We start from the raw sequence: 18,085 nt of genomic DNA, 5'->3' as shown, positions 1-18,085 counted from the left end.
TCATTTTTTTATTCTATCCCTGTTTGCCTTCGACTGCGGTAAGCAATATGGCAGCGGCGAGGCCCAGGCGACGATCAAGCTGGTTGTTGTGGTCGCGGGAGAAATCCAAGTCCAGCTTTTGGACGAACGGGTTGAAGTTTTGTTTGAACTCGGCGACCTTCGTTCCATACATCTCCGCGTAGTAATGCTGAGGAATCAAATTCGTCAGAAATCTCCGCAACAGAGCGAGCAGCGCGTTATCTTCCTTGATCAAGCCGATTTCCATGTCATTCGGACTCAGAATCGCCCATTCGTCCTTAAACAGCGACTTCATCCCTTTGCGTTGCAAGGCACCTATCCTCTGCCCTGTTCCGACGTCCACGACATCGAAGACGGAGGAAAAATCGATGATGCTCCGCGCTTGGATGCTGATCAGCTCCTCTTGCATCGTATCATCTCCGAAAATTCGGATGTCCTCCTTCAGCTTGAAGGCTTTCATCTTCGAGAACATAATCGGCCTCTCGTCCATGTCGAAAATATCGATTTTGGCGCCGACCAGTGAAAGAATTTGCTTCCTGACAACGTATTTTTGAAGATTAAATTTCGGATCCAATTGCCCGCCCCCTGCATGTTAGACTACTACTGCTTCCTGACTCATTAGTTTCGACAAAAATAGGGTACAATCCTTTCTTTCCATCCAAATTCTCCTTATAACTCATTCAATCTATACAAGCTTGTGACGCTGCCTTTTCCGAAGGGGATAAATCAGCGATGAGCGGGTCTTCCAAATACGATGAGATCGTTCTATGAGCAACTTTTTAGTTACCTGTACTTGAAAGCAACCATAAAGTTGCTTATAATAAAATTATGAAAGCGGACAAAGAGGCTATATTCAAAGCTCTCAGCGATTCGACGCGGCGGCTTATACTGGACGAGCTGGCCGAACGCAACGAGCAGACGCTGTACGAGCTTACGGCGCGTCTCATTATGAAGCACGGTCTATCCATCTCACGACAAGCCATTGCCAAACATCTGGCTGCATTGGAGGATGCAGGGCTTGTAAAATCGGCAAAAAAAGGGAAGTATAAAGTGCTGGTCTTCGACAACGAGCCGCTAAAGCATTTGTTGCACGGGTGGATCGAGTAAGCTTCAAGGACGCGCAACTATCAGGGGAGGCAAACCAAAATGTTGAAAATCATTGTGACCAGTTTATTCGTTCAGGATCAAGACAAAGCATTGCAGTTCTATACCGAAACGCTGGGCTTCGTAAAAAAGCATGACGTTCCTGCGGGAAAGTTCAGATGGATCACGGTCGTTTCTCCGGACGCTCAAGACGGGACCGAGCTGGTGCTCGAGCCGAACGACCATCCTGCCGCCAAAGAGTATCAGAAGAAGCTCGTAGCCGACGGCATTCCGGCGACCATGTTCGGCGTAGCGGATATTCAAGAGGAGTACGTGCGCTTATCGGAAAAGGGGGTAAAGTTCACGATGGTGCCGACCAAGATGGGTCCCTTCTCCATCGCCGTCCTCGACGATACTTGCGGCAACCTGATTCAGATCATTCAGCAATAGCGAGTTAAAAAGCAAGGGCCATCCCGCCAAGCCCCACCGGGGATGGCTTTTTTGTTTTCCGCGGATTTGACTAGCTACCTCCATATCGTTTATAGTGTATATATACTATATATACACTTGGGAGGCGAACACGATGAACCTATCCGTCTCGCACACTTCCGGCGAACCGATCTATCAGCAAATCAAACATCAGATTCGCGATCATATTCTCACGGGCTCTCTGCGCGACGGCGAGCTGCTGCCTTCCATCCGCAGCTTGGCGCAGCATCTGCAGATCAGCGTCATTACGACGAAGCGCGCTTACGACGAGCTGGAGCAAGAAGGGCTGGTCGCGTCGGTGTCGGGCAAAGGCACCTTCGTGTCCGGCGGCAATAAGGAGGCGATCCGCGAGGTGCGGCACCGGCAACTGGAGGACCGGATCAAGGTGGTCGTGCAAGAGGCGCGAGCTCTGAATCTGCAAGCCGACGAGCTCGTCGGGCTGGTCCGACTTTTTTATGGAGAGGGGCAAGAAGGATGAAGGCTGTGGAATTGAAGGGCTTCACGAAAGACCGGGGCGATTTCCGCATAAGCGATCTGAACGTGCATGTCGAGCAGGGCTTCATCACCGGCTTGATCGGGCCGAACGGCGCCGGCAAGACGACTCTCATCCGCGCTATGCTCGGCTTAGTCCGACCGGATACCGGAGAAGTGCGGGTGTTCGGGAACACGTACCGCGAGCGAGAGCAGGAGATCAAGTCGCGCATCGGGTTCGTGTTTTCGGAGGATACGTATTACAACCACCTGACCGTTCGGGAAATGAAAAAGATCGTTGCCTCCTTTTACCCCACGACGTGGAAAGAGGAGCTGTTCCGGCAGTATCTGGAGGAGTTCCGTTTGCCGGAGCGACGCAAAATCGGTGAACTTTCGCAAGGGATGAAGACCAAATTCGCGCTCGCGGCCACTCTCGCCCACGAGCCGGAGCTGCTGATCATGGACGAGCCGACGGCCGGACTGGATCCGGTGTTCCGACGTGAAGTGCTGGCGCTGCTCGGCCGCTACATTCAGGAGGGGAACCGCACGGTGTTATTCTCCACGCACATCAGCACCGATCTGGAGCGGATCGCCGACTACATGATCTATCTACGCGACGGGCGCGTGCGGTTTTGCGGGAGCAAGGAAGAGCTGCTCGACACCTATGTGCTGTTGAAGGGCTCGAACGAATGGCTTAAGCCGGAGACGCGCCGCCAGCTGGCCGGCTTGCAGCAATCGCCGCTCGGCTTTGAGGGTCTGCTGCCGCGTGAGAAGCTGAATCTCGACGCGATGGACAGCCGCATCCGCATCGAGCGGCCGACGATCGACGATATCCTGGTCTACACGCAGCAGCATGAGCAGCACCGCCAGCAACTGCAGCAACATGATAAGGAGGCGGGAGTCCGATGATGGTAGCGCAATTGCTTGTGAAAGACTTGCGGGTGACGAGGAAGTTCATCCTGCTCGGCTTGGCATTCGTCGGTTTCTTCTGCTTCGCGCTCGGCGCCTTCGAAGGGCTGCCGCTGGCGGTGCCGGCCGCCATTCTCGGCCACTTCCTCACCGTGACGGCGAGCAAGATGGACGAGCGCAACAATAACGGCATGCTGCTCGCTTCCTTACCGGTGCGCCGGCGCGATCTCGTGACGGCCAAATATATGAGCCTGCTCCTGTTCACGGGGCTCGCTTTCCTGCTGACGCTCGGCTGGCGGCTAGTAGGCGGCGCCGTGCTGGCGGCCGACGAGCTGCCGTCGTTTCAAGCCGGAGCTACGCTGATCGCCCTGCTAGCGCTGGCGGTATTTTATGCCGTTTACTTTCCGCTGTACTTTCAATTCGGGCCCCGTGCCGCGCACGTGCTGGATATCATCGTCATGTTCACCCTCGCGGCAGGCGGCTTGGCGGCGATGCGGGCGATGGAATGGTTCGGCTCGTCCGGCGCTGTCGAGAAGTTCCGCAGTTGGTGGAATTCGGCGGGGGACGGTTCGTTGGCACTGTGGTGCGCGGTGTTGATCGTTGGGCTGCTGACGGCGTCGTGGCTGGTGTCCGTCCTGCTCTATGAGCGGCGGGATCTATAGTAAAATAACCGTCTTCTGCCCATAATGGGAAATATCCTTTTACGGCATGAAAGGAGTAGTCCGTATGGCAAGCTTCATGAGAACGGCCGGGGTGGCGCAGATCGTCGGCGGCCTGCTGCTGGGCCTCTTGTTCGGCAATTTGGACGGGTATCCGCTGTTTGGCGGCGAGGGGCAGTTTGTGAGCGGGTTTCGCTGGTCCGTCGCATTCGCTTGCTGGGTGGCCGGATGTGTCGGCGGTATTGCTTTTGTAGCGATCGGCGAACTGATGGATTCCATGCAGCGGGTGGAGGAAAATGTGTACCGGCTCTCGATCGCTTATTTCGAGCAAAATCCGAACGCCGCGAAGCAGCCCAAACCGCTCGGCAGCTCCCGCAGCAGCCTCGATAAGCTGTCGAAGTATCGGATGGGCAAGTCGAAGGATGAATAGGGCCGGGAAATACCGGGAAATGGGAAAAACCGTCCGCTCGGACGGTTTTTCCCATTTTGAATTATTAGTAGCCGCTAACCACCCGGCCAACTATCCGCCTACCGCTCAAACCAGCTAAGCAGCCGCTCCGCATTGCCGAACGCCACCTGATCGACATCCGCTTGTTGCACATCCGTCAGCCGCAGCTTCGCCACAATCGCCTCCGGGATGAGAAAAGGGGCATGCGACCCGAACAGCACCTGCCGGAGCGAATACGTATCCTTCAAATTCAACAGCACATCCGCATGCTCCACGCCGGCGATCTCGATGAACAGGTTGTCGACCGACTTCAGCACCTGCGCCAGCTCCGCCATGTACGGGTAGCTCAAAATAAACGGCTGCTCCGTGAAATAGGACACGGCCTTGACGACGCGGACAACGTCGAGATCTTCGACTTTGAGCAGCGGGTACATGCCGCGTTTGTCCTCGAGCCGCATCTGGATGCTGATGATCAGCTTATGCGCCTGGGTCAGCTCCACGAGCGGTTCGAGCACATTCTCGTTCACCTCGTACATGTGATAGCCAGGCAGCAGCTTCACAATTTTGACCCTGCCGTCCTTCGCCGCCAGCCCCACGACTTCCCGCCAATTGGCATAAGACAGGTCGACGATCGGCACCGGCGAGAAGAAGCCGTCGCCACGCGTCGCCTCCAGCAGCTCGCGATTCGCCCGCAACGGATCCTGCTCCAGGATACCCTCGATCGGGGCGACAAAAGCTTGACGCACGCCGACCGATCGCAGCTTTGCTTGGAGCGACGGGAGCTCCGTATAGCGCAGCTTCACGAACGGCCAGTTGCCGGTCCACACGCCTACATCGATGATACCGTTAACCGATTTGCCCATCAGCTCCGCCCTCCCTTGGTGAAAAATCGCTGCGCGTTGCGGTACAGCACCTTGTCCCGGTCTTCCGCCGATAACGCCACCGAATCGATCCGCCCGAGCTGCGTCGAGAAAGCCCGAATCGGATAGTCCGAGCCGTACAGCACACGATCCGCACCCAGCTCCTCGATTGCCCGCGCCAAGTACCCTTCCTCCGGCTGCGAGCCCGATGTGTCGAGCAGAACGTTCGGATACGGCTTGATGTCCATAACGCCGCGGAGCTTGGCTCCCGTGAGGTGCGCCATCAGGATGCGCATCCGCGGATGCTTTTTCGCCATGCGGGCGATATCGGCCGGCGTCGATTCGAACGTAGTCCGCTCGACCGTCTTGTACCAGCTATGGAACAGCATCGGAATGTCGTGCTCCTCGAGATAGTCATAGATCGGCTCATACCGTCTGTCATCGGCGATCATCGAGATGTGGAACTTCGTCCCGATCAGCGGGCCGTTCCGGATATACCGCTCCATCAGCTCCAGCGAGAAGTCCGGCGGCAGCGACGGGTTGATGAACAGCAGCGGCAAAAATTTGTCGGGATGGGCGTTGTAAATTTCCACCAGCTGCTCCGCCTGGAACAGCATGTCATCCTTGTTCGGGAAAATATTGCCCGCAAATTGCGGATGCGGCAGGACACAGATCTGGTCGACCCCCGCCATTTCCATATGGTGAAGCGTCTGCTCGACGAGCGGCTGCCAAGGCTGCGTTCTAGAAAACAAAATATGAACATGACTGTCAATAATCATGAGCTTCATCCCCCTCTCCCCGGTGCTGCTAAAAAAATAACGCAAAATTTTATTCTTGTATTTTACTTGTATTTAATCCTATCTGTATTCTAGGCCCACAACAGAAAGCTGTCAATGGAAACAAAAAGATCACCCCAGTTAGTTGGGATGATCGGATGGTGGTGATGCTATTTTACAGGTGAACGCCTGCGTCGAATCCGTCGTAGTCGTGGCCTGAAGGGTCAAAATCGTTCTGTTCGGCCTCCGGCGGCACATGAGAAGCAGCTGTGACAGACGATCGGCCTTCATAATCATAATCGCCGGGGTCCGACTCGTTCACGAGATGCGCCGGAATCGGGATCATGTCCATGCCGTAGGCCGACTCGTACAGCTGCCCGCCGGTGACGGCCGACTGGGCGTCCGTGTGGTCCCTGTGCGTATGCTCATGATCGTGCGTGTGGGCGTGAAGCATGTCGTCGGTAAACTCGACCAGTTGGCCGCCGTACGCTTGCGCGACCTCCATCGCCGACGACAGCTCCGTCGACTCCATGAACACTTGGACGCAAGGCTGGCCGCCGTCCTGCCGGGCTTGATGCACGTGATAGCCGAGCTCGGCCAGCATCTCATAGGCGAGCGTGGCGGAGCGGGATTCGGGGAAAGCAAACACCATGGGAACATGACTCATGATTCAGCTACCTGCTTTCGGGAAAAGGTTGTGAGGTTAGCTTTTCCCAAAATCCGCCTCTTATTCCGGTCTACGGATTCGAGACGTCCGCAACCGCTTCTTGAACGAGGCGGAGCAGCTCGTCGTGGCAGTCCGGATGCGCCGCCACCAGGTACGGCTCGGGGCCGCATAAACCCTGGACCGGCCGGCCTTGGAAGTCGGTCACGAGCGCGCCAGCTTCCTGCGCTAGCAGCAGCCCGGCGTACAAGTCGCAGCCTTCGGACTTGTACAGCACGATGCCCTGGATATCGCCGCGGGCGAGCATCGCCCAAGTGAGCGAAGGCGCCCAGACGCGCAGCACGCGCTTGATACGGGATTCGAGGGTATGACGGAGGTGCAGGCACAATTCATCGGCCTTGCCTACGCCGTGTCCCTGAATCCACGAGATCGTCGCCTTGCGCCATTCAGCGGCCGGCCGCGCCGCGATCGGCATGCCGTTGCGCGTGGCGCCGCCGCCGGCTCGGGCCGTGTAGAGGTCGCCCTGGTTCGAGTCATAAACGACGCCCAGTTGGACTTCGTCACGCTCGTGAGCCGCGATGGAGACGCCATACAGCGGAATGCCCAGGGCGTAGTTGTTCGTGCCGTCGAGCGGATCGACATGCCATTGCACCCGGTCCGGATGCCGCTCGCCCGTCTGCCCCGCCTCCTCGCTCTCGATCGAGTGCTCGGGAAAGGCGGTGCGGATCCGCTCCACGATCAAGGCGTCCGTGTGCAGATCGACCTCGGTGACCATATCGCCGGCATCGCCCTTCTGCTTGATGGTGAGCCGACCGCCGAACCGCTCCCTCGCATATGTCCCTGCCTCCACCGCCGCTTGCTCCGCGACGCGTACCGCCTGTTCCAGCTGCAGCCTGCTTGCCTCCGACGCCATCCTTGTTTGCCCCCGTTCTATTAGGTACATGTGCGGTATCCTACATCAAGAAGAAGAAAAAGATTACGGCCACTACGAAGCGGTACAGGGCGAACCATTCCAGCTTCAGTCGTTTGATCAAGTTCAGGAACGTCACGACTGCCAGCATCCCCACGACGAACGCCGCCACGAAGCCGACCAGGAGCAGCACCAGGTCGTCCGAGGTCAAATATTCCCGGCTGTCGTACATGTCCAGCACCGTTGCGCCCAGCATGACCGGCACGGAGATCATGAACGTGAAGTCCGCCGCCGCCTTCTGGCTCGTCCCGAGCAGCAATCCGCCGGAGATCGTCGAGCCCGACCGGGAGAAACCCGGCCACAGCGCGAGGCACTGGAACAAGCCGATGCCGAATGCTTGTTTGTAGGTGATGTCGTCGGTTTCCTCGGAGGTGATGGTGCGCTTGGCCCGTGATGCCACGATCATCAGCACGCCGCCCACGATGAGGCCGATGAGTACAGCGCCTGGGCCGAACAGGACGTCTTTGATGAAGTCCTTGAAGACCAGATACACGATCAGCGCCGGAATCATCGCCAGCACCAGGTGAATGGCGTTCAGCTTCTTTTTCTCGGCAAACTTGAATTTCAGCAAATCCTTCAGCATCGCCATGTAACGTTTGAAATAAAGGATGAACACCGCCATGACCGCTCCGAGCTGGATGACGATCTTGAACGTGTCGGCCGCCTCGCCCTCGAAGCCGAGCAGGTGCCCGACCAAAATCATATGCCCCGTCGACGAAACCGGGAGGAACTCCGTCAAGCCTTCTACGATACCAAGAATAATCGCACTAATGAAGTCAAACATGATGTTGAATCCGTCCTCCTAACATGTATATGTCAAGCCTTAATCGTACCGCTCGGCGGCGGTTTCTGTCAAACGATGGCGAAAGTTGGGTTGCACCAATTCCCCTGCCAACCGGCCAATCCTGCTCAAGAGAAGCCCGAACCAACTAAAAAGGAGCCCTATTTAAGGCCCCTCCCTTCTGCTGCAAACATCCGTCTGTTCCACTCTCCACCGTTAGCGGGCCAGCCCCCCGCCTCCGCCTCCGTCTCCGCCGCAACCGGCCACCAACTCCCGCAAGTAAGCGATAGATCGCCGGACATCCTCCGCCATCGGCAGCTTCGGCTCGGTCTGCTTGGGCTGCCACAGCTCCAGGCTGAGCCAGCCCGCATAGCCGATGTCGCGCAGCAAGCCGATCAGCCCCGCGATGTCGATCTCTCCCTCGAGCAGATGCTCCGTCGGCACGGCGCCGAACTGGTTACGGAAGTGGAAGCCGAACACACGTGCAGGATATCGGCGTACCCATTCGAGCGGATCGTGGCCGGCCGTGTGCGCCCAGCCGGTGTCGACGCACAACCCGACCTCCGGCCCGGCATAAGCCGTGACCGAGCGCAGGTCGCCGTCCGCCAGCTCATACGCGGCGGCGTGATTGTGCATCGACACCTTCAGACCGAGCGGCTCCACGAGCCTGGCGATCCGCGTCATGTTGTCGCCCTGGCGCTTCAGCTCGTGCTCGCTCTTGAGCTGCACCGGCTCCGCCCCGACCCGTTTGGCGTTCGGATTAAGGATAAAGTCCGTGCCGCCCGCCTGCGCGAGCAGCTCCGCCGCCGGCCGCACAACCGCGTCCACCGCAAGCGCCTCGTACGGCTCATGAAGCGCCAGCCCCAAATACGAGCCGGATGCTCGCAACCCGTTCGCCGCGACTAGCGCGTACACCTCGGGCTTCGGCGGCGGCTCGACCGCATCGAGCCCGGCCTCGGCGCAGCCGCGGAGAATCGCTTCCATCGAGTCGTCCAGCCCGTCCATTTTGTAGCGCTCTTGCCAGACGTAGAGATTTGAGGAATAGCCGTGTATGATCACTGCGTACGCACCTCCTCATCCACATAGTCCACAGGTCGAACGGCAATCAGCCCGCCGCTCTCAGACGACATATAGATCGCATCCACAATCTCCTGCACGGTGAGAGCATGCTCGAGGCTCGTGCTCGGCTGCCGCCCCTCGCGGATGCTCGCCGCAAAATCAACCACCGGCCCTGCATGCACCGCTGCCCAAGACTCCGTGCCCTTCCAAATCGTGCGGCTCACGACACCTTCCGCCTTGGAGGCGGCGTGGAACACGATTTCCTTCTCTTCCTGCGGCAGCAGGTACAGATCAAGCGAGCCGTTCGTCCCGACGAGCTGCCACGCATGCTCGCGCTTCGCCGCCTGCAAGGCGCCCCGCTCATAACTGATAAGCGGTCCGCCCTGACAGGCGATCGTCGCGGACACATGCGTCTCCCCGTCGGAGCCGGCTGCGATGAAGCTCTCGAATGCCGGCGGCACATACCACACGCGAGCGAAAACGTGTTCCGGCCGCAGCGTCCAACCCGTGATGCCAAGCAAATAATCGAGATCGTACACGCCCCAATCCGCGAGCACGCCGCCGCCGTTCGCCTCCCGGCTGTATTGCCAGGCGAGCGGCGGATCCTTAGGCGGCGTTGCAGGCGCCAAGTTCCGGCTGCGCAGAAGGCGCAGCTCGCCGAGCGCGCCGGAGCGCACAAACTCGGCCGCCGCCACCGCCGAGGCGAAGAAGCGGAACCGCGACGAGCAGCAGCCCGCCGACAACGCCCCTCGGCCTGCGATCATCCGCCGCACCTCGTCCGCGTTCATCGCTGCCGGCTTCTCCAGCAGGACGTGTTTGCCCTTCGCGAACGCGCGCAGCGCGAGCTCGGTCCGGAACCGCGTCTGCAACGCCAAAATGACGCCTTCGACCTCCGGATTGTCGAACAGCTCCTCCGCATCCGTGTATGCATGAGCGATCCCGAATTTGGCGGCGGTCGCTCGGGCCGCTTCCTCCCTTACGTCCGCGACGGCCACCACCTCGATGCCTTCGTTCCCCGTCGCGTGCTTGAGATGATGCTGCGCGATGGCTCCGCAGCCGACGACGCCAAGCTTTACTATTCGATTCACACCGTTCTCCTCCCGATTGCCGTCTAGTAGCAACACTTTCCCATCTTCATGTTACCGGACGACCCGGGGAGCGGACTATGTGGTTTTTTGGACTTTTATGTATAAAAAAGAGCCGTATGCGCGCCTATGGCGGCTACAGCTCTCTTGCATCCATCCGATTACAAAACCCGCTTGGCGCCGATAAACTTCGGTCCCCAGTAGCTGTCGACAATACTGTCGATCTTGATCCCGCCCGACGATGTCGAGGAAATGAACAGCTGGTCGCCCAAATAAATCCCGACATGCGTCGTAGACTTCCCGATCGTGAAAAAGACGAGATCGCCTTTCTCCAACCCCACCGTGCGGGCGCCGACCGTATCGTACATCCCTCGCGACGTCCGCGGCAAATCGATGCCGTACTTGTCGAACACATAGTTCACGAAACCCGAGCAGTCGAATCCGCTTGGCGTCGTGCCGCCGTACATGTAACGAATGCCTATGTATTGCTGGGCGGTGTCGGCGATCCAATCGGCGGTCGTCTTCTTCGGCGGCACGTACCAGGCCGGAGCGTGATACTGACCGTCTTGACAAATTATCGCCACGCCGTTCTCGTCGTCCCACTGCACGATGTACCCGAAGCTTTCGGTCACGAATCGGAGCGGCACGTATGTCGTGCTGTTCTGGAAAAGCGGTGCGGCCGTCAGCTTAATCGCCTTCTCGCTCAACTTCGCTGCCTGAGTTCCCGTTTTCAACGAGATCGTGCTTTTCCCGTCATTCAGCGTAACGCTCACTTGCTCGTCCTGCATCGCATAGCTGACGTTGTAGCCCATTTTCTCCGCCACCTGACGGATCGGCACTTGCAGCGTCCCTGTAGAATCGATGAACGGCCCCGCCTCCGAAAACGCCACTAACGCATCGTTGATCTGCACCTTCACGCCGTATTCCGCCTCATAGGCGTCGGCTTGATTCGGGGCAGCCGTCATCAGCACAGCAGCTATACCGCCAGCGGCGAGCAGCCCTGCAACCGTTTTGACCAGTCGCTTCAATTCGTTGTTCCCTCCAGGAGCCTCCGAGGTTAGTTGTCGGGTTCGGGAAGAGAGTTTCCCTAGCTCGCCCTACTGCGCAAGCATTCACCCCAATTACGATCCTGTAGTCCCCCGTACCGAGCGCTCTGTACGCCCGGATTCGGCAAATATTAAGAATTCCTTAAGAATAAAGGCTATCATAGGGCAAGTCCCACCGGCAACGCATAAAAAATGGAAACGGGCCGCACCGGAAATCCGGGCAGCCCGCCAGTCATTTCTATTCAAATACGAATGTGCCAAACCGCCACGGGATGTGGAACCGAACAATTCCGGTAGGCGACCAGGCTGTATATTCATCCTGTCCCTCTGGCTTGCGGTCGATGCGGTACAGGTTCGTACGCCACGTATCGCCGGCTTGAATCGACTTCCCGTCCAGCAGATCGGCGGCCGGAATGGCGATCTCGAACACCGTCCGGCGGTTGCCCAAGTCCACTTCGACCCAGGAAGTGAGCTCAGCGCTGTCCCAAGACGTATCAACCGTCAATTGCGAGCCTTTCGGATCTTGGAGGTTGTTGACGATCTTAGCATCGAACTGCACGTTCGTCGGGCTGAACTCGAATTCGAAGTAGCGCGACAAATCGCCGTCCACGGACATGAACACCTCGACTACGTCCTCGTCGTAGATCGGATCGTCCCGCTGCGTCATGTTGCTTACGATCTCATCGTCCTCGCAGACGAATCGGTAATAGACGCCCCAGTCGTTCCAAGCGGCGCGTACGACGGTCGCTAACCGGGGTTTGTCCCCTGTTACAACTTCGCGCAGCTCGACTTCTTGTGCCGATTCCCATTGGACCGGGTCCAGCGGTAGCGACAGCTTGCCATCCGCCGTCAAACGCCGGCATGTGTATTGAAACTCGCTCATGGCTCCGATTCTCCTCTTCTATCTATCTGGTGGTAGTGGTGATGCAGCAGTTCGTTAGGCTTTGACGGTCTCTACTTGTACGGTCCAGCCGAACGTGTCCGCTACGCTGCCGTTTTGGATGCCGGTAATCGTGTTGTACAGCTTTTGCGCGATTTCGCCGATTTGGCCGTTATTGATGAGGATCTTCTTGTCGCCCCAGTTCAGCTCGCCGACCGGAGAAATAACGGCTGCCGTCCCGGTGCCGAACGCTTCCTCGAGCGTCCCGTTCAGCGAAGCCTCGTACAGCTCCTCGATGGAGATGCGGCGCTCCGTCACCGTCAAGTCCCACGACTTCAGCACTTCGATGACTGAAGCGCGGGTCACGCCTTGCAGGATGCTGCCGTTCAGCTCCGGTGTGACGACTTCGCCGTTCACCTTGAAGAAGACGTTCATGCTGCCGACTTCCTCGATATATTTTTTCTCGACGCCGTCCAGCCAGAGCACTTGTGCGTAGCCTTCTTCCTTGGCTTCCTCTTGCGCCTTGATGCTCGCCGCGTAGTTGCCCGCCGTCTTGGCGTTGCCCGTCCCGCCGCGCACCGCGCGCACATAGTCGTTCTCCACATTGATGCGGACTGGCTTGATGCCTTCGGCGTAGTAAGCGCCAACCGGCGACAGGATCACCATGAACAAGTAGCGGTAGGACGCGCGAACGCCTAGGCAAGCCTCGGTAGCGAAAATGTAAGGACGGATATAGAGCGAGGTCCCCGGCTCGGCAGGCACCCAGTCCTTCTCGAGGTTGACCAGTTCTTTAATGGCGTGAATAATAAAATCGCCGTCGATCGGCGGAATGCTCAGGCGGTCGTTGGACCGGTTCAAGCGGGCCATGTTCTGATCCGGACGGAACAGCAGCAGGCGGCCGTCTTCCGTGCGGAACGCCTTCAGCCCTTCGAACACGGCTTGTCCGTAATGGAGCACCATCGCAGCCGGATCGAGCTCGATCTTGCCGTACGGCACGATGCGCGGATCGTGCCAGCCTGTGCCTTCCGTGTAATCCATAACAAACATATGGTCGGTAAAATGCTGCCCGAACCCGAGCTTCGTTTGATCCGGTTTTGCTTTGAGCTGCGGCGCTAGCTGCACGTTGATTGGCGTTGGCATTTTCGTATCAGTCTCCCTATGCTTTTTGTACACATAGTATCAAATTACCTCATTATGTGCGCAATGTAAAATCATAAAATGAATTCAATGCGATAAAGGGCGTTTATTGGGGTGATAGAAGTTTAGTTGGGTTCACGATCGTAACCCCGTGCACGATTCCGAGTTTTGTACAACCTTGTCGTTTGTCCGGCCAGTAGCCACGCTTTACGGACTGCCGCTTGCTGCTACTCTGGAAATTCGTCTCCTTATCCTCATCTATGGTGCTGCACAAGCGGCACGGGAGTCTGTAGTCCGAACAAAATCCGCCTTACAGCGCACCCAGTCTAAGCCTCACATGTGCTCATCACACCGCACGCCGCCAACACAACACAAAAACACCGCAACAGCCGCCAAACAGGCGAGCTCCTGCGGTTTCCTGCCAAACTGCCAAACCTGCCAAACTGCCAACCTGTTAAACCTACCAGCCTGCCAAACCTGTTAAACCTGCCAGCCTGCCAAACTTGTCAAACTTGTCAAACTTGTCAAACCTGCCAACCTGCCAACCTACAAACCTGCCAACCTGCCACCCCCGCTATCGAGGCTCGGTCCGCTCCGCCGGATCGGCGGCGGCCACAAGCCGCTGCCGCGGCGGCGCTATGCCCGATGCGTCCGAGGAACCCTCCGGATCGGCTTCGACGATACGTTTGAGCGCGGCCAGCTTGTTCTCCCAATAGCGCTCGAAGTAGGTGAGCCAGCTCTTCAGCTCCTGCAGCGGCTCGGGCTCCAGCCGGAACCGCACCTCGCGCCCGACCTTGCGCTCCTTGACGAGCCCGGCCTCGGACAGCACGCGGAGATGCTTCGACACCGCCGTCCGCGACATCGGGAAGTGACTGCTGATCACCGTCACCGGCATTTCCCGATCGCTCAGCAGATGCAGCAGCTCCCGGCGCGTCGGATCGGCGATTGCCTGGAACACGTCATGCTTGGACAAAGGGGCAGCCATCGCCTTAACCCTCGAACAGACGAGCCAGCTTGGCGACGATGCCAACCCATCCGCCCGACATCGTCTCGCGCACGACGGCGTAGGGCTGACCGAAACGCGTAGACCCGTCCGCCGGCCAACCGTCATGGATGAGCGTGAACTCGGTCACGCCGTCCTTTTCCTCCAGCGCGAACGTAACGCTCCAGTCCTCGTCCCAACTGAACGCAAGCCGATTCGGCGGGTCAAGCTCCGTCACCTTGCATGGCGACATCCCGAACGGTCCGGCATTCAGATGAAACTCATAACCAAGCTCGGGCTGAAAATCATTCGGCATAAACCAGGAGGCGATTCCCTCCGAGGTAGCAACAACACTCCACACTCGCTCGATCGGCGCGTTCAACGTCACCTTTTGCACGATCGGCGGCAGCTTATTTTCCGTTGTACGATTATCCATCCTGATCTCTCCTTCCTTACACTCAGAACGTCCATCCTATCGATAAACTAGTTTGTCCATCCGGCCTACCTCCATATTACGAAACCTTTTGGTTTCATGTCAAGCGTCTCAACTTTATTCCAGCGCGCAACAAGTGTACAATAGAAACTGATTTTGCAACCAGCCAGCTGCCTTACTGCCTTACTGCCCTACTTCCCTAATATCCTAATACCTAATACCGCATCGATCGAGGTGCTCTTATGTTTTTGTTCCAGCAGGACATATCGACCTACATCTTGGCCGTCAATATTTTGCTCGCGCTGACGGTCGTCTTCCTCGAACGCCGCAACGTCGCCGCCACCTGGTCCTGGCTGATGGTGCTGCTGTTCATCCCGATTCTCGGGTTCGTGCTCTACATCATCCTGGGCCAAAACTTGAGCCGCCGCAAGCTGTACAAGCTGAGCAAACGCGAGGCCGAAATTCGCCAGACGCTCACCCAAGCGCAAGCCCGCCGCATCCAGGAAGATCAGATGGAATACAAGGATCCCGAAATGCGCCAGTATAAAGATACGATCTACATGAACGTCGTCGCCAACCAGGCGCTCCTCACGCAGAACAACGGCATCGAGATTTTTACCGAAGGACGCACCAAATTCGAAGCGCTGCTCCAGAGCATCCGCGAAGCGAAGCACCACATCCACCTGCAATATTACATCATCAACCGGGACGAGCTTGCGGCGGAAGTGCTGGAGGCGCTGACCGAGCGAGCCCAGGCGGGCGTCGAAGTGCGCATCTTGTATGACGATATCGGGTCGCGGCGCTTGAACGATCGGTTTTTCCGAACCTACACAATGGCGGGCGGACAGAAGGCGGCTTTTTTCCCATCGCGTATTCCTTATTTCAACCTGCGGGTCAACTACCGCAATCACCGCAAAATCGTCGTCATCGACGGCAAAGTCGGCTTTCTCGGCGGGTTCAACATTGGCAACGAATACATGGGCAGGAGCAAACGGTTCGGGTTTTGGCGGGATACGCACCTGAGGCTCGGCGGCAGCAGCGTGCATGCTTTGCAGAGGCTGTTCCTGAGGGACTGGAACGTCGCTTCGGAAAATCCGGTCGAGCTGGACCGGGTCTACTATCCGCAATGGGAGCCGCACACCGGGGCCGGAGACGTGCCGATGCAGATCGTGGCCAGCGGGCCGAACCAGAAATGGAGCCACATCGAGAATACATACATCAAGATGATTAACGCGGCCAAAAAGAGCATTTACTTGCAGACGCCTTATTTTATCCCGGATGAAAGCCTGCAGAACGCGCTCCGCATAGCCGCCTTGTCGGGCGTCGACGTCAGGGTGATGATCCCGAACGATTCCGACCATCTGTTCGTCCACTGGGCATCCTTATACTATGTAGGGGAGCTGCTGGAGGCCGGGGTCAAATGCTACTTGTACCGCAAAGGCTTCCTGCACGCCAAAACGATGACGGTCGACGGCCTGATGTCTACGGTGGGAACCGCCAACTTCGACCTGCGCAGCCTGCGGCTCAACTTCGAGGCGAATGCGGTCATCTATCATGCCGGAACTTCACGGGAGCTGCATGCGATTTTCGAACGGGACATGCAAGACTGCAAGGAGCTCACCCGCGAAGAATACGACAACCGGTCGCTCTGGCATCGGCTGATGGAGTCGATTTCGAATTTGCTTTCGCCTATCCTATAAAGCCCGCCCGGATTTTCGCGCGATACGCGCTCGGCGACATGCCGTTCATCTGCTTGAATCGTTTGCTAAAATGGTACTCGTCGTTGTAACCGCAGCGCTCTCCGATTTCTTTTATCGGGTTAATCGTATACGCCAGCATCCGTTTGGCATGTTCGTTGCGCACTTGATCCAGATAGCTCTTCGGGCTGATTTCCATGTAACGCACGAACAGCTCCCGGAGATACGACACCGAGATCCCGTGACGCGCGGCGACCTCCTGCAGCACCAGATCATGCGCATACTCCCGTTCGAGCTCCTCCTTGATCCGGCGAAAAATATCAGGGCCGACCTCCCCGTTTCTATGCCCGGAGTAGGCGAGCTGGGCGGTGTCGTACAACAACTGGTGCAGATGCGCCTTGGTCAGCAGCTCGCTGACTGGCTGGCCCGGCACCCAGGCGGTGAGCAGCCGGTCGAACAGGCTGTCGAACTTCAGCCTCTCTTCGCCTTCGAGCTCCGTCATGAACGGCAGCTCCAGCTCTTCGACCGGCTTTCCGCGCATCGTGACATTCTGGAGATTCGGGGCCGCCTCTTCCTTCCCCGCGTTATCCTCAGGGGCTGGCTCCGGACTGAGCTCCTGCAACATGAGCAGCACCATCGTAATGACCAGAGGGTCGTCCGGATCGCTCTCCATCTGCAGCTTGAGCCCCGGCTTCAAGTAAAAGAGCATGCCCCCGATTACCGCCAGCTCCCGCTCCCCGTTCACGATGAATCGGCCTTTGCCGCATCGAACCCAGTAAAACGTATGCCCATTCACATTGCGCCGAATGTCTCGCCAGTCCGGCTCCGTACGCAACTCCATAATCCAGTGTATACCCATCCACAGCCTGCCGTATAAATGATTCATCTTGGCGCCGCCCTTCTGATTTCAGTATCTCTAGCATAGACCTATAGCGGCGTTTTTGACAAGTATTCCGGCTAAACCTCCATGTTCCCCGAATTCCGAGGGTGATACACTACGGGTAAAAGAGATGAGAAAGGGTGACGACTAGATGGAATTTCGCATGCGCGACATCGACTATATGCCTTGGATCGGCATGAATGAGGAGCAGCGTGAGGAGCAGCGAAAAGTACAGGAGGATCTGCAGAAACAAGGGGAATGCCATTTCGGAGCGAACACATTCGTCTCGCCGCTCGCGGCGGTATTCTCCAGCCGCTTGGCGATGGGCGACCACTCCTATATCGCCGCCGGCGCCATCGTCCGCGGGGCGGATGTCGAGATCGGAGCGAACAGCACCGTGAACTCATACGCCGTCATCGCCGGCAAGGTGAGGATCGGCGAAGGCGTGCGGATCGCCTCGCATGCAAGCCTGTACGGCTTCAACCACGGCTATGCATCCGTGGAGATCCCGATTTACCGGCAGCCTTGCACGACGGTCGGCATTGAGATCGCCGATGACGTCTGGATCGGCGCCGGTGTTGTAGTCGTCGACGGCGTGAAGATCGGCGCGCATTCGATCCTGGCGGCCGGGGCGGTCGTGACGAAGGACGTGCCGCCGTACAGCATCGTCGGCGGCTGTCCGGCGCGCGTGCTGCGCAGCCGGCTGGCCGCCGACGACGGGCGCGGGCTCGTCGCGGCGACGGTCGAGGCCGAGGCGC

22 protein-coding genes and 1 riboswitch are annotated in these 18,085 nt (G+C 58.0%); of the genes, 8 read left to right on the top strand and 14 right to left on the bottom strand.

Annotation, left to right across the window (positions count from 1 at the left end):
* Nucleotides 1-13 precede the first annotated feature (13 nt).
* Nucleotides 14-592 carry an LURP-one-related family protein gene (locus PKO02S_RS18805; protein WP_127585384.1) on the bottom strand — a complete coding sequence of 193 codons (579 nt, stop codon included), beginning with the start codon at nt 590-592 and terminating at the stop codon, nt 14-16.
* Between the two features lie 254 nt (nt 593-846).
* Between PKO02S_RS18805 and PKO02S_RS18800 the strand changes: the two genes are divergently transcribed.
* From PKO02S_RS18800 to PKO02S_RS18775, 6 genes are all read left to right on the top strand, one after another.
* Nucleotides 847-1,125: an ArsR/SmtB family transcription factor gene (locus PKO02S_RS18800; protein WP_127585383.1), complete on the top strand. Its 279-nt coding sequence runs from the start codon at nt 847-849 to the stop codon at nt 1,123-1,125.
* A gap of 42 nt (nt 1,126-1,167) precedes the next feature.
* On the top strand, nt 1,168-1,551 hold the full coding sequence (gene glxB / locus PKO02S_RS18795; RefSeq protein WP_127585403.1) for a methylglyoxalase: 384 nt from the start codon (nt 1,168-1,170) through the stop codon (nt 1,549-1,551).
* Nucleotides 1,552-1,684: 133 nt separating this feature from the next.
* Nucleotides 1,685-2,068 (top strand): GntR family transcriptional regulator, encoded by a 384-nt coding sequence (locus PKO02S_RS18790; protein ID WP_127585382.1) that lies wholly within the window; start codon nt 1,685-1,687, stop codon nt 2,066-2,068.
* Nucleotides 2,065-2,970 (top strand): ABC transporter ATP-binding protein, encoded by a 906-nt coding sequence (locus PKO02S_RS18785; RefSeq protein WP_127585381.1) that lies wholly within the window; start codon nt 2,065-2,067, stop codon nt 2,968-2,970. The genes PKO02S_RS18790 and PKO02S_RS18785 overlap by 4 nt, the downstream gene beginning before the upstream one ends.
* Nucleotides 2,967-3,632, top strand: coding sequence for an ABC-2 transporter permease (locus tag PKO02S_RS18780; RefSeq protein WP_127585380.1), 666 nt, complete (start codon nt 2,967-2,969; stop codon nt 3,630-3,632). The genes PKO02S_RS18785 and PKO02S_RS18780 overlap by 4 nt, the downstream gene beginning before the upstream one ends.
* A 64-nt stretch (nt 3,633-3,696) precedes the next feature.
* The gene (locus PKO02S_RS18775; protein WP_127585379.1) at nt 3,697-4,059 is read left to right on the top strand and encodes a hypothetical protein; all 363 of its coding nucleotides are present in this window, start codon (nt 3,697-3,699) and stop codon (nt 4,057-4,059) included.
* 98 nt (nt 4,060-4,157) lie between these two features.
* Here PKO02S_RS18775 and PKO02S_RS18770 read toward each other — a convergent pair whose 3' ends face one another.
* The 12 genes from PKO02S_RS18770 to PKO02S_RS18715 all read right to left on the bottom strand — a co-directional run bounded on the left by PKO02S_RS18770 (nt 4,158) and on the right by PKO02S_RS18715 (nt 14,753).
* Nucleotides 4,158-4,940 carry an amidohydrolase family protein gene (locus tag PKO02S_RS18770; RefSeq protein ID WP_127585378.1) on the bottom strand — a complete coding sequence of 261 codons (783 nt, stop codon included), beginning with the start codon at nt 4,938-4,940 and terminating at the stop codon, nt 4,158-4,160.
* A complete protein-coding gene (locus tag PKO02S_RS18765; protein WP_164821543.1) occupies nt 4,940-5,716 on the bottom strand; it encodes an amidohydrolase family protein in 777 nt (258 codons plus the stop codon). Before PKO02S_RS18765 ends, PKO02S_RS18770 begins: the two co-directional genes overlap by 1 nt.
* A gap of 172 nt (nt 5,717-5,888) precedes the next feature.
* Nucleotides 5,889-6,380, bottom strand: coding sequence for a hypothetical protein (locus PKO02S_RS18760; RefSeq protein ID WP_127585376.1), 492 nt, complete (start codon nt 6,378-6,380; stop codon nt 5,889-5,891).
* A gap of 70 nt (nt 6,381-6,450) precedes the next feature.
* Nucleotides 6,451-7,290, bottom strand: a complete 840-nt coding sequence (locus PKO02S_RS18755) for an inositol monophosphatase family protein (protein ID WP_127585375.1) — start codon at nt 7,288-7,290, stop codon at nt 6,451-6,453.
* A gap of 40 nt (nt 7,291-7,330) precedes the next feature.
* A complete protein-coding gene (locus PKO02S_RS18750) occupies nt 7,331-8,131 on the bottom strand; it encodes an undecaprenyl-diphosphate phosphatase (RefSeq protein ID WP_127585374.1) in 801 nt (266 codons plus the stop codon).
* Nucleotides 8,132-8,344: 213 nt separating this feature from the next.
* A complete protein-coding gene (locus PKO02S_RS18745; RefSeq protein ID WP_127585373.1) occupies nt 8,345-9,187 on the bottom strand; it encodes a sugar phosphate isomerase/epimerase family protein in 843 nt (280 codons plus the stop codon).
* Complete coding sequence (locus PKO02S_RS18740; protein ID WP_164821542.1) at nt 9,184-10,275, bottom strand: Gfo/Idh/MocA family protein; 1,092 nt, start codon at nt 10,273-10,275, stop codon at nt 9,184-9,186. The genes PKO02S_RS18745 and PKO02S_RS18740 overlap by 4 nt, the downstream gene beginning before the upstream one ends.
* Before the next feature lie 158 nt (nt 10,276-10,433).
* A complete protein-coding gene (locus PKO02S_RS18735; protein ID WP_246067120.1) occupies nt 10,434-11,300 on the bottom strand; it encodes a C40 family peptidase in 867 nt (288 codons plus the stop codon).
* Between the two features lie 4 nt (nt 11,301-11,304).
* A riboswitch (cyclic di-AMP (ydaO/yuaA leader) is annotated at nt 11,305-11,455 on the bottom strand.
* Between the two features lie 101 nt (nt 11,456-11,556).
* Nucleotides 11,557-12,201, bottom strand: a complete 645-nt coding sequence (locus tag PKO02S_RS18730) for a carbohydrate-binding family 9-like protein (protein WP_127585371.1) — start codon at nt 12,199-12,201, stop codon at nt 11,557-11,559.
* 54 nt (nt 12,202-12,255) lie between these two features.
* Nucleotides 12,256-13,338 (bottom strand): branched-chain amino acid aminotransferase, encoded by a 1,083-nt coding sequence (locus PKO02S_RS18725; protein WP_127585370.1) that lies wholly within the window; start codon nt 13,336-13,338, stop codon nt 12,256-12,258.
* A gap of 571 nt (nt 13,339-13,909) precedes the next feature.
* Complete coding sequence (locus tag PKO02S_RS18720; protein WP_127585369.1) at nt 13,910-14,320, bottom strand: ArsR/SmtB family transcription factor; 411 nt, start codon at nt 14,318-14,320, stop codon at nt 13,910-13,912.
* Nucleotides 14,321-14,324: 4 nt separating this feature from the next.
* Nucleotides 14,325-14,753, bottom strand: coding sequence for an SRPBCC family protein (locus PKO02S_RS18715; RefSeq protein WP_127585368.1), 429 nt, complete (start codon nt 14,751-14,753; stop codon nt 14,325-14,327).
* Between the two features lie 239 nt (nt 14,754-14,992).
* Here PKO02S_RS18715 and cls point away from each other — a divergent pair, with 239 nt between their 5' ends.
* Nucleotides 14,993-16,450: a cardiolipin synthase gene (gene cls / locus PKO02S_RS18710; protein ID WP_127585367.1), complete on the top strand. Its 1,458-nt coding sequence runs from the start codon at nt 14,993-14,995 to the stop codon at nt 16,448-16,450.
* On the opposite strand, the gene PKO02S_RS18705 is transcribed toward cls, so the two are convergent.
* On the bottom strand, nt 16,440-17,333 hold the full coding sequence (locus tag PKO02S_RS18705; RefSeq protein WP_127585366.1) for an AraC family transcriptional regulator: 894 nt from the start codon (nt 17,331-17,333) through the stop codon (nt 16,440-16,442). The two genes, cls and PKO02S_RS18705, sit on opposite strands and share 11 nt — an antisense overlap.
* A 145-nt stretch (nt 17,334-17,478) precedes the next feature.
* Here PKO02S_RS18705 and PKO02S_RS18700 point away from each other — a divergent pair.
* On the top strand, nt 17,479-18,085 hold a 607-nt coding region (locus PKO02S_RS18700), incomplete at its 3' end, for an acyltransferase (protein ID WP_164821541.1).

Origin of the sequence: Paenibacillus koleovorans NBRC 103111, from assembly GCF_004000845.1 — a bacterium.
GTDB classification, from domain to species: Bacteria; Bacillota; Bacilli; order Paenibacillales; family NBRC-103111; genus Paenibacillus_AA; species Paenibacillus_AA koleovorans.
The sequence above is the reverse complement of the archived record's forward strand: the minus strand, read 5'-3'. Positions and strand labels throughout refer to the sequence as shown.